A 25,063-nucleotide genomic window follows, 5' to 3' on the forward strand; every position below is an offset into this window, starting at 1 on the left:
AGCTGGCTTGGGGTGACCATGCGAATGCGTATGGGTTTGCTGCGACGCGGCAAAAACATGACCTCCCCGGCGTTCCGTTCACGTCACGCAGGCAGTCGTGAAGGCCATCGGCATGTATCCTGTGCCGCTGTGCCGGGGCGCTCATGGCGCTCCTTGGATGAATTTCGATCAGGAGAACAGGTAGTGCCCACATGGCTTGTCACCGGCGGCGCCGGATTCATTGGCGGTAACTTCGTTCTCGAGGCCGTCGCGCGCGGCGTCAAGGTCATCAACCTCGACGTGCTGACCTACGCCGGCAACCTGAAGACCCTGTCCAGCCTGGACGGCAATCCGAACCACGTGTTCGTGCAGGGTGACATCGGCGACAGCGCCCTGGTCGCCCGCCTGCTGGCCGAACACCGGCCCGACGCCGTGCTGAATTTCGCCGCCGAGAGCCACGTGGACCGTTCCATCGACGGCCCGGGCGCCTTCATCCAGACCAACGTGGTGGGCACCCTGGGCCTGCTGGAAGCGGTCCGTGATTACTGGAAGGCGCTGCCGGCCGAACAGGGCGCGGCCTTCCGCTTCCTGCACGTGTCCACCGACGAGGTGTACGGCACCCTGGGCGAGACCGGCAAGTTCAGCGAAACCACGCCGTACGCGCCGAATTCCCCGTATTCGGCGTCGAAGGCCGCTTCGGACCACCTGGTCCGTGCGTTCCACCACACCTACGGGCTGCCGGTGCTGACCACCAACTGCTCCAACAACTACGGCCCGTACCACTTCCCGGAGAAGCTCATTCCGCTGGTGATCGCCAAGGCGCTGGCCGGCGAGCCGCTGCCGGTGTACGGCGATGGCAAGCAGGTGCGCGACTGGCTGTTCGTGTCCGACCACTGCGAAGCGATCCGCACCGTGCTGGCCAAGGGCCAGGTCGGCGAGACCTACAACGTCGGCGGCAACTCGGAAAAGCAGAACATCGAAGTGGTGCAGGCCATCTGTGCGCTGCTGGACCAGCGCCGCCCGCGTGCAGACGGCCAGCCGCGCAGCAGCCAGATCACCTACGTCACCGACCGCCCCGGCCATGACCGCCGCTATGCGATCGATGCCTCCAAGCTGAAGAACGACCTGGGCTGGGAACCGGCCTACACCTTCGAACAGGGCATCACGTTCACCGTCGACTGGTACCTGGACAACCAGGCATGGGTCAACGGCGTGCTCGACGGCAGCTACCGTCTGCAGCGCATCGGCACCGCGGCCTGAACCCAGGAGACCTCATGACCCAGCGCAAGGGCATCATCCTCGCCGGTGGCTCCGGCACCCGGCTGTATCCGATCACCAAGGGCGTCAGCAAGCAGCTGCTGCCGGTGTACGACAAGCCGATGATCTACTACCCGCTCAGCGTGCTGATGCTGGCGGGCATCCGTGAAGTGCTCATCATCAATACCCCGCACGAACAGGCGTTGTTCCAGCAGTTGCTGGGCGACGGTTCGCAGTGGGGCATGGACATCCAGTACGCGGTGCAGCCGAGCCCGGATGGGCTGGCGCAGGCCTACCTGATCGGCCGCGATTTCGTGGCCGGCAAGCCGAGCTGCCTGGTGCTGGGCGACAACATCTTCCACGGCCACGGCCTGCGTGACGTGCTCAAGCGTGCCGACCAGCGCGTGGATGGCGCCACCGTGTTCGGCTACTGGGTGAACGACCCGGAACGCTATGGCGTGGCCGAGTTCGACAAGAGCGGCAAGGTCATCGACCTGGTGGAGAAGCCGGAAAACCCGCGCTCGAACTATGCGGTCACCGGCCTGTATTTCTACGACGGCAACGCCAGCGCGCACGCCGCCGAACTGAAGCCGTCGCCGCGTGGCGAGCTGGAGATCACCGATCTCAACAAGCGATATCTGGCCGAGGGTAACCTCCACCTGGAAGCGCTCGGCCGTGGCTATGCCTGGCTGGATACCGGCACCCACCAGTCGCTGCTGGAAGCCTCCAATTTCATCGAGACCATCCAGACCCGCCAGGGCCTCCAGGTCTGCTGCCCGGAAGAAATCGCGTTCGGCCAGGGCTGGATCACCGCCGAGCAGCTGGAAGCATTGGCTGCACCGCTGATCAAGAATGGCTACGGTCAGTACCTGCACAAGCTCGCCCTGCGTGGAGTTGTTCCGTGAAAGTGATTGAAACCAAGTTGCCCGGCTGCGTGGTGATCGAGCCGGCGGTGTTCGGGGATGCCCGCGGCTATTTCTTCGAAACCTGGAACGCCGAGCGCTTTGCCGCGCTGGGCCTGCCGGATCGCTTCGTGCAGAGCAACGTGTCGACGTCGGCACAGGGCGTGCTGCGCGGCCTGCATTACCAGTGGCCGCGCCCGCAGGGCAAGCTGGTCAGCGTGCTGGAAGGCGAGGTCTATGACGTGGCGGTGGACATCCGCCGTGGTTCGCCGACCTTTGGCCAGTGGGAAGCGGTGGTGCTGAGCGCGGAGAACAAGAAGCAGTTCTGGATTCCGGAAGGCTTCGCCCACGGCTTTGCCGTACTGTCCGAGCGCGCGGTGTTCAGCTATCTGTGCACCGAGGTCTACCTGAAGGACTTCGATGCAGGCGTGCGCTGGAACGATGCCGACATCGCGGTGGACTGGCCGGTGAGCGCACCGACCCTGTCGGCCAAGGACGAGAGCGCCCCCTTCCTGAAGGACATTGCCGAAGACCGCCTGCCGGTCTACGTGCCATGACCGTTCTGGTTTTCGGTGGCAATGGCCAGGTCGGCCAGGAGCTGCTGCGCGCGCTGGCGCCCCTGGGCCAGGTGGTCGCGACCACCCGCAGCGGTGTCCTGCCTGATGGCAGCCCCTGCGAAACCGCTGATTTCGGCCAGCCTGACAGCCTGACAGCCCTGCTGGACCGGCTGCAGCCGTCGGTGGTGGTCAATGCCGCCGCCTACACGGCGGTGGACCGTGCCGAGCAGGAGGTCGATGCGGCGTTTGCGGCCAATGCGCAGGCGCCGGGTGTGATCGCGCGCTGGTGCGCGGCCCATGGCGTGCCGTTTGTGCATTACTCCACCGACTACGTGTTCGATGGTCAGGGCACCGCGCCGTACCGCGAGGAGGAGCCGACCGCGCCGCTGGGGGTGTATGGCACCAGCAAGCGTGATGGCGAGGATGCGGTGCGCGCGGCCGGCGGTCGCCACCTGATCTTCCGCACGGCCTGGGTGTATGCCTCGCATGGGGCCAATTTCCTGCGCACCATGCTGCGCGTCGGCGCCGAGCGCGATCAGCTGCGGGTGGTCGCCGACCAGATCGGCACGCCGACGCCGGCGGCACTGATTGCCGACGTCACTGCGCAGGCACTGCAGTATCCGGATCCGTTGTCCGGTACCTGGCACCTGACCGCCAGTGGCCAGACCAGCTGGCACAGTTTTGCCGAGGCGATCTTCGCGCAGGCGCTGGCGACCGGCCTGCTGGCCAAGGCGCCGTCGGTCGAGGCGATCCCCAGTTCCGAGTATCCGACCCCGGCCAAACGCCCGGCCTGGTCGGTGCTGGACAACCGCAAGCTGCAGCAGGATTTCGGCATCGTGCTGCCCAGCTGGCAGGATGGCCTGAAGCGGGTGATGGCCGAGCTGGCCTGATGGCCGTAGCGCCGGGCAATGCCCGGCGACGCAGTGCTGCCGGGCCGGTCAGGAACGGGTCGGATCCCGTTGCGCAGCAACGGGATCCGACCCCGGGCAAACCTCAACTGCGCCCGTAGGTATCCTCGAAGCGCACGATGTCATCCTCGCCCAGGTAGCTGCCCGACTGCACTTCGATCAGTTCCAGCGGCAGCTTGCCCGGATTGCGCAGGCGATGGGTCACGCCCAGCGGAATATAGGTGCTCTGGTTCTCGCTCAGCAGGATCACTTCGTCGCCGCGGGTGACCTCGGCGGTGCCGCTGACCACGATCCAGTGCTCGGCGCGATGGTGGTGCATCTGCAGGCTGAGCGTACCGCCGGGCTTGACCGTGATGCGCTTGACCTGGAAACGCTCACCATTGTCGATCGAATCATAGGCGCCCCAGGGGCGATACACCTTGCGGTGCCAGGTCGCCTCGCTGCGGCCTTCGGCCTTCAGCTGTGCCACCACGGTCTTGACCTCCTGCATGCGGTCGGCCTTGCCGACCAGCACTGCATCATCGGTCTCGACCACGATCACATCATCCAGGCCGACCATCGCGACCAGGCGCTGGCCATAGGCGTAGGTGTTGCGGCAGTCGATGGCGATCACATCACCCTGATGCGCATTGCCATCGCCGTCCTGCTGCGAGACGTCGCGCAGCGCGGTCCACGAGCCGACATCGTTCCAGCCCGCATCGAGCGGGATCACCACCGCGTCGGCGGTCTTTTCCATCACTGCGTAGTCGATGGAGTCGGAGGTGACGGCGGTGAAGGCTTCCTTGTCCAGGCGGGTGAAGTCGGCATCGCGGCGGGCCTGCTGCCAGGCCTGGCGGCTGCCGGCCAGCATCGCCGGCTGGAAGCGTTCCAGCTCCTGCAGGTAGCGTGAGGCCTTGAACAGGAACATGCCGCTGTTCCAGTAGTACTGGCCGCTGGCCACGTAACCTGTGGCCGTGTCGAGATCGGGCTTTTCGACGAACCGTTCGACCGCACGCAGGCCCTGGCCGTCGGCGGCCTTGATGTAGCCGTAGCCGGTTTCCGGGCCGGTCGGCACGATGCCGAAGGTGACCAGCTTGCCGGTTTCGGCGGCACTTGCGGCGGCCTGCACGGCGCTGCGGAAAGCGGCTTTGTCGGTGATGACATGATCGGAGGGCAGCACCAGCAGCAGCGCGTCGGCGCCATCACGGGTAGCCTCCAGTGCGGCCACGGCGATGGCCGGCGCGGTGTTGCGGCCGACCGGCTCCAGGATGATCGCAGCCGGCTCGGCGCCGACCTGCTGCAGCTGCTCGGCAGCAACGAAGCGATGCTCTTCGTTGGCGATCACCAACGGGCCGTGCGCCGCCAGCGGTGCAACGCGTTGCCAGGTGGCCTGCAGCATCGTCAGCTCGCCTGCCAGTGGCAGGAACTGCTTCGGGTAGGCCTCGCGCGACAGCGGCCACAGGCGGGTCCCGGAACCACCGGAGAGGATGACGGGCTGGATGCTGCTCATGATCTTCCTTGATTACTGCTGGATAAGGCGGGAAATTTCGTCGGTACGCGCCTGCATCAGCGACGCGTCACCACGCGCCTCGACATTCAGGCGCAGCAGCGGCTCGGTGTTGGAGCTGCGCAGGTTGAAGCGCCAGTCACCGAAATCGGCACTGATGCCGTCGGTATGGTCCAGCGCCGGCGACTGCGCTGCGAAGTGCTCCATCACGCGTGCCACCGCGGCCTTGGCATCGGCCACCTTGAAGTTGATTTCGCCGCTGCAGGGATAGGCTGCCATGCGGTCTTCCACCCAGTCGGCCAGCGAGCGCCCGCTTTCGGAGACCAGCTGGGCGATCAGCAGCCACGGGATCATGCCGGAGTCGGCATAGGCGAACTCGCGGAAGTAGTGGTGGGCGCTCATCTCGCCGCCATACACCGCATCCTCGGCGCGCATTTTTTCCTTGATGAAAGCGTGGCCGCTCTTGCACAGCACCGGCACGCCGCCGGCTGCTTCGACCATTTCCACCGTGTTCCAGACCAGGCGCGGGTCATGCACGATCTTGCCGCCGGGGGTGCGGGCCAGGATCGCCTTGGCCAGCAGGCCGACCAGGTAGTAGCCCTCGATGAAGCGGCCGGTGTGGTCGAAGAAGAAGCAGCGGTCGAAGTCGCCGTCCCAGGCAATGCCGAAGTCGGCACCGTGTTCGCGCACGGCCTCGGCGGTGGCGGCGCGGTTTTCCGGCAGCAGCGGGTTGGGGATGCCGTTGGGGAAGTTGCCATCGGGTTCATGGCAGATGCGGATGAACTCCAGCGGCAGGTGCGGCGCCAACAGGTCGACGATGGCACCGGCACCGCCGTTGCCGGCGTTGACCACCAGCTTCAGCGGCTTGAGCTTGCTGGCATCGACGTAGCTCAGCAGGTGGTCGATGTAGGCGCTCTTGTCGTGGCGTGCGGTCTGCGCAGCGCTCGGCGGCTGGGGCGCGCCGGTATCGGCGGCGACCGCATCGGAGATCGCGAACAGGCCGGTATCGGAGCTGATCGGACGGGCATTCTCCTTGACCAGCTTCATGCCGTTGTAATCCATCGGGTTGTGGCTGGCGGTCACCATCACGCCGCCGGCTGCCCCCAGGTGGTCGGTCTGGAAATACACCTCCTCCGTACCACACAGGCCGATGTCGATCACCTCGCGACCGGTGCCGCGCAGACCCGCCGCCAGCGCATCCTGCAGCGCCGGGCTGGTGAGGCGCACATCATGACCGAGCACGACCGGACCGGGAGCAAGCTGGGCCGCCAGCGCGACGCCGATGCGGCGGGCCAGGTCTTCGTTCAGTTCTTCCGGCACGCGGCCGCGGATGTCGTAGGCCTTGAAGGCGGGCAGGGGCATCGATCAGATCCTTTGTGAGCTCAGCCCCCGATTGTAGTCCCTGTGCTGCATGGGAAGCGTCTTCATCCGAGAACGTCCCCTGACTGCCGCTCGGGGGTCAGGCACGCGTCGACCGTTTGCCCGCTTTGCGGGAACGTTTGCCGGGCAGGCCCGGCAACGGGGCCAGCAACGCCTGCACGTCTTCCTCGCTGAAGCGAGGGCCTGTAGCGCCGCCGCCTTCGAGAATCGAGTCGGCCAGCGTGGCCTTGCGTTCCTGCAGTTCGGCGATCCGTTCTTCAATGCTGCCTGCGGCGATCAGCCGGTAAACGAACACCGGCTGCTGCTGGCCGATGCGATGGGCGCGGTCACTGGCCTGGTTTTCAGCCGCCGGGTTCCACCAGGGGTCGAAATGGATGACGGTGTCGGCCGCGGTCAGGTTCAACCCGACGCCGCCTGCCTTCAGGCTGATCAGGAACACCGGCACCTCGCCCTGCATGAAACGCTGCACCGGCGTGGTCCGGTCCTGGGTGTCGCCGGTCAGGGTCACATAGGCCAGTCCCAGCTCCTGCAGCGCCTGCGCGATCAGTGCCAGCATGCCGGTGAACTGCGAGAACACCAGGATCCGCCGGCCTTCCTCGACCATCGACGGCAGCATCTCACGCAGCAGCTCCAGCTTGGCCGAACCGGCGTTGCGGGCCGGGGCGTCGCCCGGCAGCAGGCGCGGATCGCAGCAGACCTGGCGCAGCTTCAGCAAGGCATCCAGCACCACGATATGGCTGCGCGCCAGCCCGCTGCCGCTGATGGCCTCGCGCACCTGCTTTTCCATCGCTGCACGCACGGTCTCATAAAGATCACGCTGGCCGCCCTCCATGTCCACCGCACGGGTAATGAGGGTCTTGGGCGGAAGCTCTGACGCGACCTGGTCCTTGCGCCGACGCAGGATGAACGGGCGCAGCCGCTGCGCCAGCAACGTGGCGCGACGGTGGTCACTTCCACGTTCGATCGGATGGCGCCAATGCTGGTTGAACTGTTTCTCGCTGCCGAGCAGGCCGGGCAGCAGGAAGTCGAACTGCGTCCACAGCTCGCCCAGATGGTTCTCCAGTGGCGTGCCGGTCAGGCACAGGCGATGGCGCGCCTGCAGCGTGCGCAGAGTAATGGCCGCGCGTGACTTCGGATTCTTCACCTGCTGGGCTTCATCCAGGATCAGCAGATGGTAGGCATGGGCCTGCAGCGCCTGCTCGTCGCGCCACAGCAGGGGGTAGGTGGTCAGCACAAGATCGTGCCCGGGGATCGCCTCGAACAGTGCTTCACGCGCCGGTCCGTGCAGGGTCAGCACCCGCAGGCCAGGGGTGAAGCGCTCCGCTTCGCTCTGCCAGTTGTGCAGCAGCGAGGTCGGCACCACCAGCAGTGCTGGCCGGTCCAGGCGGCCGCTTTCCTTTTCGACCAGCAGATGCGCCAGCGTCTGCAGGGTCTTGCCCAACCCCATGTCATCGGCCAGCACACCGCCCAGCCCCTGCTGGCGCAGGTACTGCAGCCACGAGAGGCCTTCACGCTGATAGGGACGCAGCGTTGCCATCAGCCCCGTCGGCGGAGGCACTTCACCCAGCGCGGGGGCCTGTATCAGCCGCTGCACCCGCGCCTGGGTATCCTCGTGTCCCCGGAACTGCAGGCGCGCGGTGTCCTGCAGCGCCTGCAGGCGGCCACGGTCAAGCGCTGACAGGCGCAGCGGCCCGACACGCTGGGCGAACAGGTCCGCCAACAGCGCCATGATCGGCTTCAGTCGCGCCGCCCGCAGTGCCAGGCGGGTGTTGTCGCCTGCCATCAACAGGATGTTCTCGTCGTCGCCGATGGCGTCCAGCTGGCCGCGCATCCAGCGTGGATCGGACTGCAGCACCTGCTGCAGCAGCGGAACCATCGACACGTTGCGGCCGTCCACCTGGATGTTCAGGCCCAGGTTGAACCAGCCCGTATCCGCCGGGTCCGCCTGGATGTCCAGGTCGATCTCATCCACCCGGGTGATGCGATGGCGGAAATCGTCGTCCGTCTCCACCTTCCAGCCCAGGGCCTCCAGGCGCGGCACGTCGTCCAGCAGGAGCCGTGTCCAGTCATGGGTGCGCAGCTGGAACTGAGGGCCAGCGCCGTCAAGGGGCGCCCGTGGATCCGTGTCGCGATGCAGTCCCACCGTGCGCAGCTCGGCCTCGCGTCGTGATTCCTCAGCCAGGTCGCGGGGCAGCAGGGCGAGCTGGCCCTGCGGATCGTGAGCGAACAGGCTCGGATCATCCAGGAACCGCACGTGCTCGTCGTACTCGAAGGCCACGGTCGCGATATCGGCCCACTGCGACGGGTCGCGGCGGCCGAGCCACGGCGGACGGAACTCGACCGTGTGCAGGCGCAGGACGGGCGTCATCGCGCTGATCTGCAGGGTGGGCAGTGTGTCGCTTGCGCCTGGGCGCGGCAGCGCCGGGTCGATCTGTTGCAGCAGTTGCGCCACGATCGGTTCCTCATCGGGGAGCAGGTGGGGAAGGGCGAGGAACGCGTCCGCGTCCTCCGGCTTGACGTCCAGCAGGAGAAGCCCGACTTCACCGGAGACCGGATCCAGGTAACCGGCACTGGGTCCCAGTACGAGGCCTTCCGCATCGCCCTCCACGCTCAGTGTCGGCGCCAGCAGCAACCTGCCGTGAGTCGTCTCTGCGCTCCATCCCAACGTACCGTGACGTGGTGTGCCGGGCCTGGCCGGCACGCGATCATGCATGCCACATGACACCCAGCCATGCTCGCTGGACACGATCGACTGCAGGATCGTGCCGATGTCGAACCGTTCCGGCGGTTTCACGGACTGATGCAGGGCCCACAGCTGCGCCACCGCGGCCAAGTCGGCCTGCGTCAGGTAGCCAGGTGGTTCCAGCAACAGCTGAGGGGTGATTTCCTGCCATTTGCCGAACTCGATCGTGCCGTCGAGGGCGTACTTGACGCGACGGAGCAGGATGGAAGGCCGGTGATTGAACGTGGACAGCTCGAAGATGATGCCGTTTCTACGTGACCGGGGAGGCTGGGCTCTGGCGGCCTGCCAGCGTGACAGCTGTTCCAGCAGTTCGCGGCGTGGTGACTGGGCCGGATCGTGCTCCAACGCTGGATCGTCATCGCCCAGGTCTGCCGCGTCCAGCATATGCGCGACCAGCACGGCCGCCACGTGCTTGCAGTGATGGCCGACAGGGCACGAGCATTCACTACGCAGGCGGCTGCGGGGATGGCGCAGGCTGGCTTCCAGATCGATTTCCACCCGGTAGGGGTATCTGGCCGAGCCTTTCACTTCGGCGATGAGCATTCCACTGGTCAGATGCATGTTGCGGACACCGGACAGGCAACGTTCGCTTTTTTCCAGTGTCCACGCGTCCATCCAGCGGAGCAGGTCTTCTTCGGTGTAGATCTGGGCCATCAACGAGGGTAGGGCGGCGGGCACAGGGCCGGCCATTGGCTGGGGAACCCGGCATTCTACGGAACCCTGTGCGATGCCCGTGCAATGCTGCGGCGCATCCAGGCGCTTGGCCGCCCTCCAGCTAGAATGCGGGCATCCTCAACGTGCAGGGTAGTACAGCAATGCAGCAATCGACTTCCACCGGCCAGCGCGGCAAGCGCTTCGCCAGTGCGGCGGAGGCCCTGCAAGGGGTGGTCGCCGATGGCCAGACGCTGGCCGTGGGCGGCTTCGGCCTGTGTGGCATTCCCGAGGCACTGATCGCGGCGCTGCGCGACAGCGGCGCCAAGGGCCTGACCGTGATCTCCAACAATGCCGGCGTTGATGGTTTCGGCCTGGGCCAGCTGCTGGAAACCCGGCAGATCAGGAAGATGGTTTCGTCCTACGTGGGCGAGAACAAGGAATTCGAGCGGCAGTTCCTGGCCGGCGAACTGGAACTGGAATTCAACCCGCAGGGCACCCTGGCCGAGCGCCTGCGTGCCGGCGGTGCGGGCATTCCGGCGTTCTTCACCGCCACCGGCTACGGCACGGTGGTGGCCGAAGGCAAGGAAACCCGCGAGTTCGACGGCAAGCACTACGTGATGGAAACCGCGCTGCGCGCCGACGTGGCGCTGGTCAAGGCGTGGAAGGCCGACGAAGCCGGCAACTTGGTGTTTCGCAAGACCGCGCGCAATTTCAACCCGGCCTGCGCGATGGCCGGCAAGGTCTGCATCGTGGAAGTGGAGGAGGTGGTGCCGGTGGGCGCCATCGATCCGGACCAGGTGCACCTGCCGGGCATCTACGTGCACCGCATCGTGCACAACGCGCATCCTGAAAAACGCATCGAACAGCGCACCATCCGCGCGGAGGGCAACTGACATGGCGTGGACCCGTGACGAGATGGCGGCACGTGCCGCCCGCGAACTGACCGATGGCGCCTACGTGAACCTGGGCATCGGCCTGCCGACCCTGGTCGCCAACCACATCCCCGAGGGCGTGGACGTGTGGCTGCAGTCGGAAAATGGCCTGCTCGGGATCGGCCCGTTCCCGACCGAAGCCGAAGTCGATGCCGACCTGATCAATGCCGGCAAGCAGACCGTCACGGCACGCGCCGGTGCCAGCTATTTCGGCAGCCATGACAGCTTCGCGATGATCCGCGGCGGCCACGTCAACCTGGCCATTCTTGGCGCCATGCAGGTGACCGACAAGGGCGACCTGGCCAACTGGATGGTGCCCGGCAAGATGGTCAAGGGCATGGGCGGTGCGATGGACCTGGTGGCCGGTGTGCAGCGCGTGGTGGTGCTGATGGAGCACACCGCCAAGAACGGCGAGCACAAGATCCTGGCCGAATGCTCGCTGCCGCTGACCGGCCTCGGCGTGGTCGACCGCATCATCACCGACCTGGCGGTGTTCGACGTGACTGATGCCGGGTTGCAGCTGGTGGAGGCGGCGCCGGGTGTCAGTGATGAGGAGTTGAAGGAAAAGACCGGCGTCGCGTTCCAGCGTTAGTCCTGGGGGGTCGCGCTGACCGTGCCACGACCCGTGAAGCCGTCTTCGGTGGCGAGCTGGGCAAGTACACGGTCGGCATTCCATTGCCCATTGCCCAGGCATTGGAGTGGAACCTGGACGCCCTCGGCGTCCAGGACCAGCTCGGCGACGTCCTCATGGAGCGTATCGCAGGCTTCGTCGATGAAGGTCAGCGTCCCGGCATGGACCTCGGCGAGGATCTCCAGGGCGGACGTTGGGAGCTCAATGGAGCCGAAGCGGGGCCTATCCAGGCCCTCGCTGCTTTCAGTGAAGCCGTTGAACTGGCCGTGCGGAGCTGCCAGCAGTGACTCCAGCAGCAGGTCATTGGCGAGGATGGGGGAGTCTGCATCGTTGCCGCCATTGCGGCCGTCGAAGTACCGTGCCTCGGCCCAGCCCTGCGATGCCAGCGCGCTGGCGCCCGCGCGCAGGGCCATGTAGCAGCCGCCCAGTGGTGTGCCGAGCAAGCGAGCGAGGTTGCGCTGGATGCTGCCGGCGTAGCCCACATCGATCACCATCGGCGTCGATGAGCCGACGGTGCGGGCCCAGTACGCCTGATAGGCCTTGCGATGGCGGGCAGCCAGCGACAGAAGCGCATCTCCGACCGGCTGCAGCCAACGCTGTACCTCGTCGGCCATTTCCGGCAGGAAGACGTCGCGCTCCATCAGTGCCGGCTGCAGTGCGGCCACCTGTGCCGCGGCATCTTCGCCGAGCCGTGCCTGCAGCAGGCCGCGCAGCGACCCGTTGAACGTGCCCTGCATGAGCAGTGCAAGATCTGAGGCGTCGCGCTGAGCGGGCAGCAGGGTTGCCCGACGCGACGCCAGAAAGTAGCTGCTCTTGATCGTGGCGGCGAATGGGTGTGCAGCCTGCAGCCGTGTGAATGCCTGCTCCAGCAGATAGCCTTCGCGGCTCAGAAACAGCAGGTGGTCCACCCCGTGGCGGCGCGCTACGTCGATGGCATGCAGCAGGAAGTCCAGAACCAACGGGCCGAGGACCGTATAGCCCAGCGTACGTGCATCGAGCTGCGGACGACCGAGCAGCCGCTGCGGAGAGGTGTCGGCGATCGCAGCGAAGCTGTTTGCCAGCAGGCCGCGCCAGAGCTGCTCAGACCATGGAGCCTGGGTGCCCTGGGGATGGCGGAGCGGGCGAAGGCCCGGTACGACGTCCAGCAAGGTGGCGGGGCGCAGCACGTGCACGGGCGTAAGCAGGCCGCCCAGCTGTGGCATCTGGATGTCGGCGTGTTCGTTGTCACCCACATGTAGCCAGCGGCCATCTTCGCGCCCTTCCTGACGCGCCAGCTGCTTCCAACTGTCGGCAGAGTCCTTGCGCAGGCCGGTCTCGCAGGAAATCCACCACCGTGAAATGAGCCGCTGCACCCCATCGGGCAACACCTGCCGCATGTCCTCGCTGGACAGGTACATGTCGGAGAATGCCGTCAGCGGAGTCAGTTTCGCATCTGCAAGCGCTGCCAGCAGACCCTGCCGCGGCCTGAGTATCGCGCGCTCGTGCAGGCGCTCGGCATTGGCGAGCATGTTCGCATCCACGCCAGGCAACGCGAGGCGCCCGGCGAGCTCGATGTGGATCTCGGAGAGGGTGGGGTCCCGCTGCAAGGTTTCGCGCAGGCAGCTTTCCGCGTCGGCGCGGTGCCGGGAGAAATCACCTATGCCCCACTGCCGCTCCAGTCGCCAGGCGAGATGCTCACGAGCCGCCGTCGGAGTCAGGAACACGCGGGTGACCAGCGTATCGAAAATATCGACCGTGACCATGCGTGCATCCAGCGCGGCCAGCGTCAAACGATCAGACAGGCCGGTTTGAAGTGCCTCACCGACATTACGTTCACCTTCGGCAGCAAGAGCCAGGCGACCATCGGGTGGCAGTATGCCCAGCCGGAAACCCTGATGGCGGGTGATGACCCCAAACAGGCGCTCGACGGCGTGCTGCAGCGTTCCATCCACCTGGCCCTGTTCCACAGGGAAGGCATCCAGTGGAAGGTTCAGATCGTACAGCGGCCGAAGCGCATCGACCCGCGCCCAGAACATCGAGCCAGCCGGGAAGTCGATGTAACGCTGCGCGTCCAGAGCGATTCCAAGCTTCTGCGCGAGTGCGTCGCACGCAGGGCCATTGCTCAACCACGTGTGCGCCCAGAGTGGTACACCGACGTAGCTCTCAGGATAGACCAGGCCCAGGTTCGGGTCGGCCTGGAAGGTGCCCAGGATCCAGGCGATGCGCTCTCGCGAGCCCAGAAGGCTGTCCAGCAGGTAGTGGCGCCACGTCTGCTGTTCGCTACCGGTATAGAGCGATTTCTTGGTGTGGATATGGCACACCAGATCCAGTGCCTTGATCTCTTCTCGGAACGTCACCAGGAGAGGAGCAATATCGCGACCACGATTCTGGACTTGGCGGACAACAAGTGTCTGAACGTTCGGCAGGCGTCCGAACGCTTCACGTGCCTGTGCTTCGGCAGCGGCGTCCATCACCGAAACCAGCAATGTGAATCGCAGCGGCATACGCGACAGCGTGGTGGCAAACTCGTTAATCAGGTCGGGATAGAACACGTGCGCCATCACACCCACGCTCAAACGCAGCTGTTCCAGCGGGACCGGTGCGGGTAGCACAGGCGCATCGAAGGGTTCGCTGGCGCGGGTGCGGACGACGCTGGCCGAGCGAAGGCGCGCAATGAAACCGCGTACGCCCATGGCGTGCACCACCTTCAGGGCGCGTAGCAGCACCGAACCCAAGCCTGCGATACCACCACCGTGACGCTGTACCGACCGCCGCACGGTGGCGAGATAACGTCCGAAACTCATGGCTGGCCTCTGCGGGGCCGTGGGAGATGCGTCAGGGACGAGGGGCGCGGCATCAGGTGCATTGGACAGGAGCGCTGAAGTTTCCTGTCATTCTCCCGTTTGTGCCTGAACCGGGCAAATCAGGCATGCTTGTGGTCGCCCCTGTCCGGTACCCGGTTCAATGCTGTTCCCGCCTGAACTGCCTGACGCTGACGTCTGCCATCTATCCGCCTGGCTGCCCGCCGGCACGGCCACTGCGCTGCTGCTGGCTCTGCAGAAGGAAGTCCCCTGGGAGGTCCACCGCATCCGCATGTTCGGCAACTGGGTGGATTCGCCACGGCTGAGCTGCTGGATTGGCGATCCGCAGGCGTGCTACCGCTATTCCGGTGCTGAATTCGTGCCGCACCCGTGGCTGCCTGCGCTGCTGGCCGTGCGCGAGCGGCTGGAAACCGAGGGTATCGGCCGCTTCAACAGCGTGCTGCTGAACCGCTATCGCGGTGGTGGCGACTACATGGGCTGGCACAGCGATGACGAGCCCGAGCTGGGGCCGACCCCGGTGATTGCTTCGCTGAGCCTGGGCGCGGCGCGCCGCTTCCTGCTGCGCCGGCGCGATGATCCGGCGCGGAAGGCCGAGTACCTGCTCGGCCATGGCGATCTACTGGTGATGGCGGGGCAGACACAGAGGTTCTACCAGCACGCGCTGCCGAAGATGGCACGGGTGCAGGGTGAACGGATCAACCTGACGTTCCGCTGGATTACGCCGCGCTGATCGGTCAGCGCGCAACGGTCGGCTGGTCGGCCTGCCCGCTTGTCAGCGTCCAGCCGACCACGTCCTGCGCCAGCTGCTGCAGGCCGCGTTCGAACGCGGCAGCCACTGCCGGTACGTCGGTACTGCCGACCGGCTGTGCCTGGCGGAAGGTGCGGTCGGCCACCACGCGCTGGTCGGCGACGTGGATCAGCTTGGCGTTGACCTCGATCACCACGGTCGGCGTGGCCTGGCCCTGGTAATCCGATTCGAAGCGGCGCACATCGGTGGACAGCTTGTAGTCGGCACGGATGCCGGCGGTGCTGCGCGCCACGCCGCGGATGCGGCCGGAATCCTCGAAGCCGCGGATCAGCGTGTCCTCGATCATGTCGGTGGCTGGCTGTGCCCAGCTGGCGCCCTTGTAGATCTCCATCTCCGACGGCGTCGGCCGCACGTTGATGCGCGGGCTGTCGACCATGCGTGCGGCGCTGGGCTTGGAGAGCACCAGCTGCCAGTCGACCTGCGGCCACGCCGGATCAGTTTTTACCTGTACTGCGGGCGAGTACAGCGTCACCGCGGTTTTCTCGCTGCTGCCAAGGATGGAGCAGCCGCCCAGCAGGGCGACCAATGAAGCGGCCAGCAGCAGGCGCGGAAGGGGGGTCGGGCTCATTGGGGTTCGAACTCCTTCGGTGCGTCGCGGCCCAGCAGGTAGCGCGCGGGATTGTTCTCGAGGCGGTCGCTGACCCGGCGCAGATCGCGGATCAGGCCGCGCAGCTCGGTCAGCGTCGGGCCCAGCTGGCCAAGGCCGTCGTTGGCGAAGCTGTTGATCGCGGCACGGTTCTCGCCAAGGATCGAATCGGCATTTCCGGCGGCCGAGTCGAGCTTGACCAGCGTGCCGTCGAGCTTGTCGATGATGCCCGGCAGCTGCTGCACGAGGTTCTTGTCCAGGCGCTCGATCGTACCGTTGGTGGTCTTCAGCGTGGTGTCCAGGCTGCGCGCGGCATCGCGCGCGCTGAGCAGCAGCGCCTGGGTGCCCTGGTCACGGTCGGCTAGGCCGCCGCTGATCGTCTCCAGGTTGGCCAGCGTGGCGTTGATCGAGGCGACGTTGCGGTCGCTGAGGATCTGGTCCATGCGCTCGACGATGCGGTTGGCCACGTCGGTGATGTTCTGCAGCGCCGAGGGCGTGGTCGGGATGATCGGGGCCGGGTCCTTGTTGACCGTGGTCAGCGCCGGCGACTGCGGCGTGCCACCGCTGAGCTGGATGATCGACGGGCCGGTCAGGCTGGTGATCGCCAGCTTGGCACGGGTATCGGTCTTGACCGGCGTGGTCGAGTTCAGCCGGATGCGTGCGACCACCTGGCGCGGGTCGTCCGGTACCAGGTTCAGTTCGGTGATCGAACCGACCGCAATGCCGTTGTACTGCACCGGGCTGCCCACCGACAGGCCGGTCACCGCCTCGCGGAACACCACGCGGTACTCCTGCCAGGTGCGGTCGGAGGAGTACTTGGCGGCCCACAGGCCGAAGGCCAGCAGGGCCAGGCCGGTGATCAGGGTGAACGCGCCGATCAGCACGTAGTTGGCTTTGGTTTCCATGGCTCAGGCACTCTCGATCTGTTCACCCCGTGCGGCGCGCGCGCGGGGTCCGTGGAAGTATTCCTGGATCCACGGATGGTCCAGTTTCTCGATCTCCGGCAGTGGCGCGTTGGCCACCACCCTGCGGTCGGCGATCACCGCCACCCGGTCGCAGATCGCATACAGCGTGTCCAGGTCGTGGGTGATCAGGAACACGGTCAGCCCCAGCGCTTCCTGCAGGGTCTTGATCAGGCGGTCGAATGCGGCCGCACCGATCGGGTCGAGGCCGGCGGTGGGTTCGTCCAGGAACAGCAGCGGCGGGTCCAGTGCCAGCGCGCGGGCCAGGCCGGCACGCTTGCGCATGCCACCGGACAGCTGCGACGGCAGCTTGTTGATCGCATCGGCGGGCAGGCCGGCAAGCTTCACCTTCAGCAGTGCCAGCTCGTAATGCCAGCGCTCGGGCAGCTCGCGATGATGCTCCTGCAGGGGTACCTGTACGTTCTCGCCCACGGTGAGCGAGGAGAACAGGGCACCGTCCTGGAACAGCACACCGGTGTTGCGCTCGATGTGCAGCCGGCTCTCGGCATCATCGGCGCGCGCGTCGCGGCCGAGCACTTCGATCTGCCCGGCATCGGGCGTACGCAGGCCCAGGATCGAGCGCATCAGCACCGACTTGCCGGTGCCCGAGCCGCCGACCACGCCGAGGATCTCGCCACGGCGCACGTCCAGGTCCAGGTCTTCATGCACGGTCTGGCTGCCGAAGCGGTTCACCAGCCCGCGTACGCGGATGGCCAGGTCGTGGCCGTCGTCGTCCTGCATGGGAATGTCGTCGGGCGTCGGGTACGTGCTCATGTCACCAGTCCATGTGCATGAACCACAACGCCGCGAAGGCGTCGATGATGATCACCAGCGAGATGGTCTGCACCACGCTGGAGGTGGTGCGCTCACCGACCGACTGCGCGGTGCCTTCGACCTTGAGGCCTTCCAGGCAGCCGATCAGGCCGATCACCAGCGCGAACACCGGCGCCTTCGACAGGCCGACCAGCATGTGCCGCACTTCCATCGTTTCGTGCATGCGCGCGATGTACATCTGCGGCGGGATGTCCAGATCGAATGCACCGACGGTGATGCCGCCGGCCAGACCGGCAATCATGGCAATGAAGGTCAGCAGGGGAAGGGTGACCAGCAGTGCCAGCAAGCGTGGCAGCACCAGCAGGTCGATCGGATCCAGGCCCAGCGTGCGCATGGCATCGATTTCCTCGCGCGCCTTCATCGCACCGATCTGGGCGGTGAACGCACTGGCGGTGCGGCCGGCCAGCACGATGGCGGTCAGCAGTACGGCGAACTCGCGCAGGAACGCGATGTTGACCAGCTCGACCACGTAGATCTCGGCGCCGAAGTCGCGCAGGATCGTCGAGCCGAGGAACGCGATCACCGCGCCCACCAGGTAGGACAGCAGCGCCACCAGCGGTACCGCGTCCAGCCCGACCTGCTCCATCTGGTGCACGGTGGCGGTCAGGCGGAAGCGACGGGGTTCCTTGAGCAGGCGAGCTCCCTTGACCAGGTTCTCGCCGAGGAAACTGCATAGCGCCTTGATGTTGTGGCCGGTGGCGTGGACGCTGACACCCAGGCGCTCCAGCGCCGCCAGCACGCCGAAGTCGCGCTTGGGCTTGGGCCGGTCGTCGGCCACTTCCTCGATGGTGCACACCAGTGCCTGGTGGTCCGGGCGGAACTTCAGTGCGTCCTCGCCCAGATCGGCGCGATGCGCCACGCGCAGCACCTGCAGCACGCCGGCCGAATCCATCTTCTCGATACCCGTGGCATCGATGCCGGTCAGCGCATCTGGAACGCCGCGCAGGACTTCGGCCGCGGCCAGCGCGGTCTTCAGGGTCCAGGTGCCGGACAGGCGGATCAGGCCCGGGTCATGGGCGTCCTGTTCGAGCTGGGGGGCGTGGTTCGGGGTCACTTGGGCCATTCGGGTCGCAGCATAACCGTTCTGTCCTGGGCATCGCGTCGAACCCGGATGAATTTATCCAGTGCGGCCCGGCAGTAGGTAATACTACGGCGCATGTCCGCAGACGCTCACACGATCCCCACGCCCCAGGCCACCTACGCGCAGCGCGTGGCCTTTGTTTCCGAGATCGCCGGACGCCTGCACAGCTACGGCACCACGGCCCAGCGCCTGGAAGCGGCGGTGGTGGCACTGGCCCGCCAGCTCGATCTGGATTGTGAACCGTGGTCGAATCCCACCGGTATCATCCTCAGCTTCAGCGATCCGGCGCAGGCCATCGGCTCCAGCGACATCACCCGCGTGATCCGCCTGGCGCCCGGCGAGAACGACCTGCACAAGCTCAGCGTCGCCGACCACATCGCCGAGGAAGTGTCCAACGGCCGGATGAGCATCGCCCAGGGCCACACCGCGCTGCGCCAACTGGACAAGGACCCAGGCCGGCGTGGCAAGTTGCGCACCATCCTTTCGTTCACCCTTGGCGCGGCCGGCGTGGCCGGCATGTGGAAGCTGCCGTGGCTGGATATCGCCACCGCCGGTGTCATCGGCCTGATGATCGGCCTGCTCGGCATGGTCACCGACCGTCGCCCCGCCACCCGCGAAGCGGCCGAGGCATTGGCCGCGCTGCTGGCCGGCATGGTCGCCACCCTGGTCGCGTCCTTTGTTGGTGCGCTCAACCTCAACACGGTGATCATCGCCTCGCTGGTGGTGCTGCTGCCCGGCATGTCGCTGACCAATGCGGTCAACGAACTGGCCAGCCAGCATTGGGTCTCGGGCACCGCGCGCTTTGCCGGTGCGCTGACGACCATCATGAAGCTCAGCGTCGGCGCGATGATCGCGGTGACCCTGGCGGATGTGCTCGGCCTGGATCCGGTGATCCGCGCCACGCGGCCGCAGGGGCCGTGGGTGGAGTGGGGCTCGCTGCTGACCGCGGCGTTCGCGTTCGCGATGCTGTTCAAGGCCAACCGCCGCGACTACCCGTGGGTGATCGCCGCCTCGGTGGCCGGTTATGCGATTTCCAAGTTTGGTGGCCATGCCTGGGGCGCGCCGGCCGGCATCTTCCTGTCGGCGATGCTGCTGACCGCCGGTGGCAACCTGTTCGGCCGTCTGGTGGGCCGCCCGGGCGCGATCATCCGCCTGCCGGGCATCATCATGATGGTGCCCGGCAGCACCAGCCTGCGTGGCGTGCTGACCCTGGTCCAGCAGCAGGACGTGGGTGCCGGCCAGAGCGTGTTCCTCACCGTGCTCAACGTGGTGATGGCGCTGGTGGCCGGCCTGCTGTTCGGCAACCTGCTGATGCCGGCACGCAAAACCCTGTAGAGCCGAGCCCATGCTCGGCTTCAGATATGGACAGCCGAGCGTGGGCTCGGCTCCACAAACAAAAAACGCCGGCTTTCGCCGGCGTTTTTCATTGCATCCCGATCTGGCCTCAGGCCTTCTTGATCAGGAAATCTTCCGGCTTCTTGTTGCCCTTGGCGGTCAGCTCGGCCATCCAGCGCGGCTGCTTGCCACGGCCGGTCCAGGTTTCCTTGGGGTTGGCCGGGTTGCGGTACTTCGGGGCAACCTTGCCCAGCTTGCGGCCAGCGGTCTTGGAAGGTGCCTTGGCTGCCGGGGCGGCCTTGCGCGCGCGCGGGGCCGGGGCACCGCCGAACAGTTCTTCGATGGTGTAACCCTCGGTCTTGGCCAGCTTGGTCAGCTGGGCCCGGACCTTGGTGATCGGCCGGCGCTTGGCGACGATGGTCTGCTGCTTCTTGGCGGTGCGGATCAGGGCGCCCAGCTCGCGTGCCGACAGGCCGGTCAGGTCAATGCTCATTTACGGTTACTCCGGAAACTAATGTGTGGACGGGACGAGCCAGTCCATGGCGTCGCGGGACAGAATAGAGATGAATTATTCCAAGCACAAATACAGGCAGGACAGGGCTTGGCGGCGTGCCGGCTGCATGGCGTCGATTTTGACCGGATTATGTCTGCTGCAATATCGGCGGCGTGGCTTGTATGCAGAAAATGACCGGGGCGTGCCCCGGTCTTTCCGTGATCATCCCTGCAGGCGCTGCAGCAGGGCGGCCTTGTCCAGGCTCTCCGCTTCGCTGGCGCGGCGCGAGCGGTATTCGTAGGTACCGGCGGCCAGGCCGCGCTCGCTCACGACCACGCGGTGCGGAATGCCGATCAGTTCCATGTCGGCGAACATCGCGCCCGGGCGCAGGCCACGGTCGTCCAGTGCCGCGTCCAGGCCGGCGTCGCGCAGCTCCTGCAGCAGGTTGGCCGCAGCGTCGGCCACGGCAGCGTCGCCCTTCGGGTTGATTACGCACACCACCACCTGCCACGGCGCCATCGCGTCCGGCCAGATGATGCCGGCATCGTCATGGTTCTGTTCGATCGCGGCAGCCACCACGCGCGAGATGCCGATGCCATAACAGCCCATCGCCATCACCGCGGCCTTGCCGTTCTCGTCCAGCACGGTGGCATCCAGCGCTTCGGCGTACTTGCGGCCGAGCTGGAACACGTGACCGACTTCGATGCCGCGGGCGATCTTCAGTTCGCCACCGTCCAGCGCGCGGTCACCGGCACGCACGTTGCGGATGTCGGCCACTTCCGGCTCCGGCAGATCACGGCCCCAGTTGACGCCGGCCAGATGGAAACCGGCCTCGTTGGCGCCGACGACGAAGTCGGACATCGCGGCCACGTCGCGGTCGGCGACCACGCGGATGGCCTTGGCCGGTGCGACCGGGCCGAGGAAGCCCGGCACGCTGCCCAGGTACTCGGCGATCTCTGCTTCGCTGGCGAAGCGCTGCTCGTCCAGGCCGGCGACCTTGGCCAGCTTGATCTCGTTGACCTCATGGTCGCCGCGCACCAGCACCAGCACGAACTGCTGTGCCTCGCCTTCGCCGGCGACCAGCGCCACCGACTTCACAGTGCGCTGCAGGTCGATGCCGAGCAGGGCCGCGACGTCCTCGCAGGTCTTCTGGGTGGGCGTGTCCACCTTGCGCATAGCTTCAGCGGCGGCCGCACGGGGGGCCGGATCGGCAGCAATCGCCGCTTCCATGTTCGCTGCGTAATCCGAGCCGGTGGAGAACACCAGCGCGTCTTCGCCGGAATCGGCGATCACGTGGAATTCCTGCGAGGCATCGCCGCCGATCGCACCGGAATCGGCCTGCACCATGCGGAAGTCCAGGCCGAGGCGGGTGAAGATGCGGCTGTAGGCCGACTTCATGTTCTCGTACTCGCGCACCAGGCACTCATCGTGCAGGTGGAACGAATAGGCATCCTTCATCAGGAACTCGCGCGAACGCATCACGCCGAAACGCGGGCGGATCTCGTCGCGGAACTTGGTCTGCACCTGGTAGAAATTGACCGGCAGCTGCTTGTAGCTGGACAGCTCGCTGCGCGCGAAGTCGCAGGCGGCTTCTTCGGCGGTCGGGCTGTAGCAGAACACCTGGTCCTTGCGGTCCTTGATCTTCAGCAGCTGCGGGCCGAACTTCTGCCAGCGCCCGGTCTGCTCCCACAGTTCCTTCGGCTGGATGGTCGGGATCTGGAATTCCACGGCACCGGCCCGGTCCATTTCCTCGCGCACGATGCGCTCGACCTTGCGCAGCACGCGCAGGCCCAGCGGCGACCAGGTGTACAGGCCCGATGCCAGCTTGCGGATCATGCCCGCGCGCAGCATCAGCCGGTGGCTGGTGAGCTCGGCGTCGCTGGGGGTTTCCTTGGTGGTGTGCAGGTGGAACTGGGAGAGGCGCATCGTCGGCTTCGGATAACGGCAGAGACGCCTATTCTGCCAGCCCGGCCGGGGTGGGGGGTACTGGCAGGGCTGCGCCCTGCACCCGCCTCGAGCAACGGCAACAGCAACGGCAACAGCGGGTTTCCCGTGGTATGGCGGGGGGGGGCGGTTGCGGGGGACGCCGTAAATACGTCCCTGTAGGCTCGGTCGCGCCATCCATGGCGCTCACGCCCCCGCAACCGGACCCACCCCGCCTTCGACAGTTTTCCGCGATTTGTCGGAAAGCCATTGGGGTCAGATCCGTTTTCCGGAGGAAAACGGATCTGACCCCGGATTCAATTCGATATCCGACAGATTTCATCCACGCATGGCGTGGATTTACCACCGTCACCAGGAACCTGTCAGGGGCGGGGCGGTGTGGGTTGGCAGGACCGTTGGCGCCATGGATGGCGCCATCGAGCCCCCAAGGATGGGTTTACGGCGTGTCCTGCCAGCCCGCACCGCCCCGCCAAACCAGTAGAAAACCAGAGCCGCTTTGGCATTTGACGTTGCCGTTGCTTGATGCGGGTGCAGGGCGCAGCCCTGCCGATACCCTCACTCCGCCGGGCAGTACGCCTTGATGGCAGCTTCCGCCAATCCCTTCTGCGCGCTGCGCTGTTCCGGAGTCAACGCGGCATCGGCCTTGCCGTCGCCATCGGTGTCCTGCATCACCTGGCCGGGCCCTTCCAGCAGGGCCAGGTTGGCACGGGCGGTGCTGCACGGCGCCGGCACGGGTGAGGCCGGGGCTTCGGCGCTGGCCGCGGCCTGCGGCCTGCGGGCCTGCTCGCGGGTCTCGAATTTCCTGCCGGCCGGCGGGGTCTCCGAGTACTGGGTCACGCCATTGGCGTCCTTCCATTTATAGACCGGGCCAGCCACGACGTTGGCACTGGCCAACAGCAGCAGGCCTCCAAGGCAGGACAGGGCACGCATGGCAGACTCCACGGAATGGGCGTAGAACGCCGATTGCAGCATTGGCGCCGAGCACTGGCAAGTCGATTAAACTGGATTCCATGGACCCGATCACACCGCCGCCGCGTTCGCGCACGATTTACCTGCTGCCCAACCTGTTCACCACTGCTGGCCTGTTCGCCGGCTTCTACGCGATCATCGCCGCGGCCAACGGGGATTTCGTCAATGCCAGCATCGCCGTGTTCGTGGCGGCGGTGATGGATGGCCTGGACGGGCGCGTGGCGCGCCTGACCGGTACCAGCAGCGAATTCGGCGTGCAGTACGACTCGCTGGCCGACCTGGTCAGCTTCGGCATGGCCCCGGCGCTGGTGATGTACCACTGGTCGCTGTCGTGGCTGAAGTTCGATGACCCGCTGCTCGGCCGCGTCGGCTGGGCCGTGGCGTTCCTGTATGCCGCGTGCGCGGCACTGCGCCTGGCCCGCTTCAACACCCAGGTGGCGGTGGTCGACAAGCGCTGGTTCGTCGGCCTGGCCAGCCCGGCTGCGGCCGGCCTGATGATGTCCTTCGTCTGGGCCTTCGCCGATGGCAACCTCGGCTGGGACGGCAACCAGCTGCGCTATGTGGCGCTGGCAGTGACGATCGTCGCGGCGTTGCTGATGGTCAGCCGTATCCGCTTCTGGAGCTTCAAGGGCGGTGCTGCCAAGGGGGGGCGTTCGGACCGTGTGCCGTTCCTGGTGCTGGCACTGGTACCGGTGGCGATCGCCATCGCGGTCATTGATCTGCCGCGCGTGCTGTTCGCGGTGGGCATCCTGTACGCCTTGTCCGGCCCGGTGATGTGGGCCGTGCAGCGCCTGCGCAAGAAGCCCGAGGCCGCGTGAGCGGGGACCTGCCCGTGTTGTGGTCACCGGCCCAGCAGGCCTGGCTGCAGGCCATGGGCTACACCGTGTATCACGACGGCCAGCTGGCCGCCGAACTGGATGCCGCGCTGCAGCTGAGTGTGGCCGAGGCCGAGGCCGAGGCGGCAGCAGCGGTGACGGAGCCGCCGCGGGCGCGCACTGCTCCCGCGCGCGAGCGCGCGTCCGAAGCCGCGCCGACCCCGCGCCAGGAACGCCCGGCGCCGCCGCGTCGCGAGACCCCGGTCACCGCACCTGATACCGCGCCGGCACCGGCCCGGCCGCTGCCGGGTGGCACTGCCCGGCAACCGGTGGTGCGGCTGCCGGATCGCCTGCAGATCGCGCTGCTGCGTGCCTCCGGCTGCAACCCCAACGATCCGGCCACGCAGGCGCTGATGGACAGCTGGCCGCTGGACCAGCTGCGCCAGGACCCGGCGGCCAAGCGCGCGCTGTGGCCGCAGCTGCGGGCCCTGCGCAAGCGGGGCGGCGCATGAGCGCGGTCAGCCAGTCCGGCCCGGTCAGCCTGCGCGCACTGCGCGAGAGCGACCTCAATGCGGTGATGGCGATCGAAGTGCGCGGGTATCCGTTCCCATGGACCCGCGGCATCTTCGTCGACTGCCTGCGTGCCGGTTATCCCGGCCTGGCGATGGAGCGCGATGGCCAGCTGATCGGCTATGGCGTGCTCAGCATCGCCGCCGACGAGGCCCATGTGCTGAACATCTGCATCGATCCGATCACGCAGTCGCGTGGCCTCGGGCGGCAACTGCTGCGGGCGCTGGTACAGCTGGCCGGTGATCGTGGCGCGCAGCGCGTGTTCCTGGAAGTGCGTCCGTCCAATGCGCCGGCGCTGGCGCTGTACCACAGCGAAGGCTTCAACGAGATCGGCCGTCGCCCGCGTTACTACCCGGCCGCACAGGGCCGCGAAGATGCGCTGGTGATGGCGATCGAGCTGGTTGACGGCGACCTGCAGACGATGCCACCGCTGTAA

Annotated in this window: 22 protein-coding genes; 11 read left to right on the forward strand and 11 right to left on the reverse strand. The window is 66.6% G+C overall.

Annotated elements, in window-relative coordinates:
- Positions 1-183: 183 nt before the first annotated feature.
- The 4 genes from rfbB to rfbD are packed head-to-tail and all read left to right on the forward strand — an operon-like array spanning position 184 to position 3,585.
- Positions 184-1,239, forward strand: a complete 1,056-nt coding sequence (gene rfbB, locus QP512_RS02655; protein WP_286070877.1) for a dTDP-glucose 4,6-dehydratase — start codon at positions 184-186, stop codon at positions 1,237-1,239.
- A gap of 14 nt (positions 1,240-1,253) precedes the next feature.
- Positions 1,254-2,141 carry a glucose-1-phosphate thymidylyltransferase RfbA gene (gene rfbA / locus QP512_RS02660; protein WP_286070878.1) on the forward strand — a complete coding sequence of 296 codons (888 nt, stop codon included), beginning with the start codon at positions 1,254-1,256 and terminating at the stop codon, positions 2,139-2,141.
- The gene (rfbC, locus tag QP512_RS02665; RefSeq protein ID WP_049434959.1) at positions 2,138-2,695 is read left to right on the forward strand and encodes a dTDP-4-dehydrorhamnose 3,5-epimerase; all 558 of its coding nucleotides are present in this window, start codon (positions 2,138-2,140) and stop codon (positions 2,693-2,695) included. The genes rfbA and rfbC overlap by 4 nt, the downstream gene beginning before the upstream one ends.
- Positions 2,692-3,585 carry a dTDP-4-dehydrorhamnose reductase gene (gene rfbD / locus QP512_RS02670; RefSeq protein ID WP_286070879.1) on the forward strand — a complete coding sequence of 298 codons (894 nt, stop codon included), beginning with the start codon at positions 2,692-2,694 and terminating at the stop codon, positions 3,583-3,585. Before rfbC ends, rfbD begins: the two co-directional genes overlap by 4 nt.
- Before the next feature lie 103 nt (positions 3,586-3,688).
- Here rfbD and QP512_RS02675 read toward each other — a convergent pair whose 3' ends face one another.
- The 3 genes from QP512_RS02675 to QP512_RS02685 form a co-directional block, all read right to left on the reverse strand.
- Positions 3,689-5,092 carry a mannose-1-phosphate guanylyltransferase/mannose-6-phosphate isomerase gene (locus tag QP512_RS02675; RefSeq protein ID WP_286070880.1) on the reverse strand — a complete coding sequence of 468 codons (1,404 nt, stop codon included), beginning with the start codon at positions 5,090-5,092 and terminating at the stop codon, positions 3,689-3,691.
- Positions 5,093-5,104: 12 nt separating this feature from the next.
- Positions 5,105-6,451: a phosphomannomutase gene (locus tag QP512_RS02680; protein ID WP_286070881.1), complete on the reverse strand. Its 1,347-nt coding sequence runs from the start codon at positions 6,449-6,451 to the stop codon at positions 5,105-5,107.
- A gap of 97 nt (positions 6,452-6,548) precedes the next feature.
- Positions 6,549-9,866, reverse strand: coding sequence for a DEAD/DEAH box helicase (locus tag QP512_RS02685; RefSeq protein ID WP_286070882.1), 3,318 nt, complete (start codon positions 9,864-9,866; stop codon positions 6,549-6,551).
- 161 nt (positions 9,867-10,027) lie between these two features.
- On the opposite strand from QP512_RS02685, the gene QP512_RS02690 reads away from it, so the two are divergent.
- Together QP512_RS02690 and QP512_RS02695 are read left to right on the forward strand one after the other, a co-directional pair.
- Positions 10,028-10,759, forward strand: a complete 732-nt coding sequence (locus QP512_RS02690; RefSeq protein ID WP_286070883.1) for a CoA transferase subunit A — start codon at positions 10,028-10,030, stop codon at positions 10,757-10,759.
- A 1-nt stretch (position 10,760) separates the two neighbouring features.
- On the forward strand, positions 10,761-11,390 hold the full coding sequence (locus QP512_RS02695) for a CoA transferase subunit B (RefSeq protein ID WP_286070884.1): 630 nt from the start codon (positions 10,761-10,763) through the stop codon (positions 11,388-11,390).
- Here the strand turns inward: QP512_RS02695 and QP512_RS02700 are convergent.
- Positions 11,387-14,212 carry a rhamnan synthesis F family protein gene (locus QP512_RS02700; protein ID WP_286070885.1) on the reverse strand — a complete coding sequence of 942 codons (2,826 nt, stop codon included), beginning with the start codon at positions 14,210-14,212 and terminating at the stop codon, positions 11,387-11,389. The genes QP512_RS02695 and QP512_RS02700 overlap by 4 nt on opposite strands.
- A gap of 160 nt (positions 14,213-14,372) precedes the next feature.
- On the opposite strand from QP512_RS02700, the gene QP512_RS02705 reads away from it, so the two are divergent.
- A complete protein-coding gene (locus QP512_RS02705) occupies positions 14,373-14,960 on the forward strand; it encodes an alpha-ketoglutarate-dependent dioxygenase AlkB (RefSeq protein WP_286070886.1) in 588 nt (195 codons plus the stop codon).
- Between the two features lie 4 nt (positions 14,961-14,964).
- Here the strand turns inward: QP512_RS02705 and QP512_RS02710 are convergent, their stop codons facing one another.
- From QP512_RS02710 to QP512_RS02725, 4 genes are read right to left on the reverse strand one after another with little or no spacing between them, the layout of a single operon-like run.
- Positions 14,965-15,606 carry an ABC-type transport auxiliary lipoprotein family protein gene (locus tag QP512_RS02710; protein ID WP_286070887.1) on the reverse strand — a complete coding sequence of 214 codons (642 nt, stop codon included), beginning with the start codon at positions 15,604-15,606 and terminating at the stop codon, positions 14,965-14,967.
- Entirely contained in the window at positions 15,603-16,529 is a 927-nt protein-coding gene (locus QP512_RS02715) for an MlaD family protein (protein ID WP_286070888.1), read from the reverse strand. The genes QP512_RS02710 and QP512_RS02715 overlap by 4 nt, the downstream gene beginning before the upstream one ends.
- A gap of 3 nt (positions 16,530-16,532) precedes the next feature.
- Positions 16,533-17,360, reverse strand: coding sequence for an ABC transporter ATP-binding protein (locus QP512_RS02720; protein ID WP_286070889.1), 828 nt, complete (start codon positions 17,358-17,360; stop codon positions 16,533-16,535).
- Between the two features lies 1 nt (position 17,361).
- The gene (locus QP512_RS02725; protein ID WP_286070890.1) at positions 17,362-18,483 is read right to left on the reverse strand and encodes an ABC transporter permease; all 1,122 of its coding nucleotides are present in this window, start codon (positions 18,481-18,483) and stop codon (positions 17,362-17,364) included.
- Between the two features lie 93 nt (positions 18,484-18,576).
- Between QP512_RS02725 and QP512_RS02730 the strand changes: the two genes are divergently transcribed.
- Entirely contained in the window at positions 18,577-19,836 is a 1,260-nt protein-coding gene (locus QP512_RS02730) for a threonine/serine exporter family protein (RefSeq protein ID WP_286070891.1), read from the forward strand.
- A 109-nt stretch (positions 19,837-19,945) separates the two neighbouring features.
- Here the strand turns inward: QP512_RS02730 and QP512_RS02735 are convergent, their stop codons facing one another.
- The 3 genes from QP512_RS02735 to QP512_RS02745 all read right to left on the reverse strand — a co-directional run bounded on the left by QP512_RS02735 (position 19,946) and on the right by QP512_RS02745 (position 23,203).
- Complete coding sequence (locus QP512_RS02735; RefSeq protein ID WP_005408004.1) at positions 19,946-20,329, reverse strand: H-NS histone family protein; 384 nt, start codon at positions 20,327-20,329, stop codon at positions 19,946-19,948.
- Positions 20,330-20,551: 222 nt separating this feature from the next.
- Positions 20,552-22,255, reverse strand: a complete 1,704-nt coding sequence (locus QP512_RS02740) for a proline--tRNA ligase (protein ID WP_286070892.1) — start codon at positions 22,253-22,255, stop codon at positions 20,552-20,554.
- 573 nt (positions 22,256-22,828) lie between these two features.
- On the reverse strand, positions 22,829-23,203 hold the full coding sequence (locus tag QP512_RS02745) for a DUF4124 domain-containing protein (protein ID WP_286070893.1): 375 nt from the start codon (positions 23,201-23,203) through the stop codon (positions 22,829-22,831).
- An 80-nt stretch (positions 23,204-23,283) separates the two neighbouring features.
- Here QP512_RS02745 and pssA point away from each other — a divergent pair, with 80 nt between their 5' ends.
- The 3 genes from pssA to rimI are packed head-to-tail and all read left to right on the forward strand — an operon-like array spanning position 23,284 to position 25,063.
- Positions 23,284-24,060, forward strand: coding sequence for a CDP-diacylglycerol--serine O-phosphatidyltransferase (gene pssA / locus QP512_RS02750; protein ID WP_046983850.1), 777 nt, complete (start codon positions 23,284-23,286; stop codon positions 24,058-24,060).
- A complete protein-coding gene (locus QP512_RS02755) occupies positions 24,057-24,569 on the forward strand; it encodes a hypothetical protein (RefSeq protein WP_286070894.1) in 513 nt (170 codons plus the stop codon). Before pssA ends, QP512_RS02755 begins: the two co-directional genes overlap by 4 nt.
- Complete coding sequence (gene rimI / locus QP512_RS02760) at positions 24,566-25,063, forward strand: ribosomal protein S18-alanine N-acetyltransferase (protein WP_286070895.1); 498 nt, start codon at positions 24,566-24,568, stop codon at positions 25,061-25,063. Before QP512_RS02755 ends, rimI begins: the two co-directional genes overlap by 4 nt.

The sequence above is a fragment of the Stenotrophomonas sp. 57 genome, assembly GCF_030291075.1.
GTDB lineage: Bacteria > Pseudomonadota > Gammaproteobacteria > Xanthomonadales > Xanthomonadaceae > Stenotrophomonas.

Excerpts from the sequence above, each read along its gene's own strand:
- QP512_RS02720 (WP_286070889.1), bottom strand. The coding sequence starts at position 17,360 with ATGAGCACGTACCCGACGCCCGACGACATTCCCATGCAGGACGACGAC.
- QP512_RS02730 (WP_286070891.1), top strand. The coding sequence starts at position 18,577 with ATGTCCGCAGACGCTCACACGATCCCCACGCCCCAGGCCACCTACGCG.
- QP512_RS02695 (WP_286070884.1), top strand. The coding sequence starts at position 10,761 with ATGGCGTGGACCCGTGACGAGATGGCGGCACGTGCCGCCCGCGAACTG.
- QP512_RS02710 (WP_286070887.1), bottom strand. The coding sequence starts at position 15,606 with ATGAGCCCGACCCCCCTTCCGCGCCTGCTGCTGGCCGCTTCATTGGTC.
- pssA (WP_046983850.1), top strand. The coding sequence starts at position 23,284 with ATGGACCCGATCACACCGCCGCCGCGTTCGCGCACGATTTACCTGCTG.
- QP512_RS02700 (WP_286070885.1), bottom strand. The coding sequence starts at position 14,212 with ATGAGTTTCGGACGTTATCTCGCCACCGTGCGGCGGTCGGTACAGCGT.
- QP512_RS02745 (WP_286070893.1), bottom strand. The coding sequence starts at position 23,203 with ATGCGTGCCCTGTCCTGCCTTGGAGGCCTGCTGCTGTTGGCCAGTGCC.
- rfbD (WP_286070879.1), top strand. The coding sequence starts at position 2,692 with ATGACCGTTCTGGTTTTCGGTGGCAATGGCCAGGTCGGCCAGGAGCTG.
- QP512_RS02715 (WP_286070888.1), bottom strand. The coding sequence starts at position 16,529 with ATGGAAACCAAAGCCAACTACGTGCTGATCGGCGCGTTCACCCTGATC.
- QP512_RS02680 (WP_286070881.1), bottom strand. The coding sequence starts at position 6,451 with ATGCCCCTGCCCGCCTTCAAGGCCTACGACATCCGCGGCCGCGTGCCG.
- QP512_RS02685 (WP_286070882.1), bottom strand. The coding sequence starts at position 9,866 with ATGGCCCAGATCTACACCGAAGAAGACCTGCTCCGCTGGATGGACGCG.
- QP512_RS02740 (WP_286070892.1), bottom strand. The coding sequence starts at position 22,255 with ATGCGCCTCTCCCAGTTCCACCTGCACACCACCAAGGAAACCCCCAGC.
- QP512_RS02705 (WP_286070886.1), top strand. The coding sequence starts at position 14,373 with ATGCTGTTCCCGCCTGAACTGCCTGACGCTGACGTCTGCCATCTATCC.
- rimI (WP_286070895.1), top strand. The coding sequence starts at position 24,566 with ATGAGCGCGGTCAGCCAGTCCGGCCCGGTCAGCCTGCGCGCACTGCGC.
- QP512_RS02690 (WP_286070883.1), top strand. The coding sequence starts at position 10,028 with ATGCAGCAATCGACTTCCACCGGCCAGCGCGGCAAGCGCTTCGCCAGT.
- rfbA (WP_286070878.1), top strand. The coding sequence starts at position 1,254 with ATGACCCAGCGCAAGGGCATCATCCTCGCCGGTGGCTCCGGCACCCGG.
- QP512_RS02725 (WP_286070890.1), bottom strand. The coding sequence starts at position 18,483 with ATGGCCCAAGTGACCCCGAACCACGCCCCCCAGCTCGAACAGGACGCC.
- QP512_RS02675 (WP_286070880.1), bottom strand. The coding sequence starts at position 5,092 with ATGAGCAGCATCCAGCCCGTCATCCTCTCCGGTGGTTCCGGGACCCGC.
- QP512_RS02735 (WP_005408004.1), bottom strand. The coding sequence starts at position 20,329 with ATGAGCATTGACCTGACCGGCCTGTCGGCACGCGAGCTGGGCGCCCTG.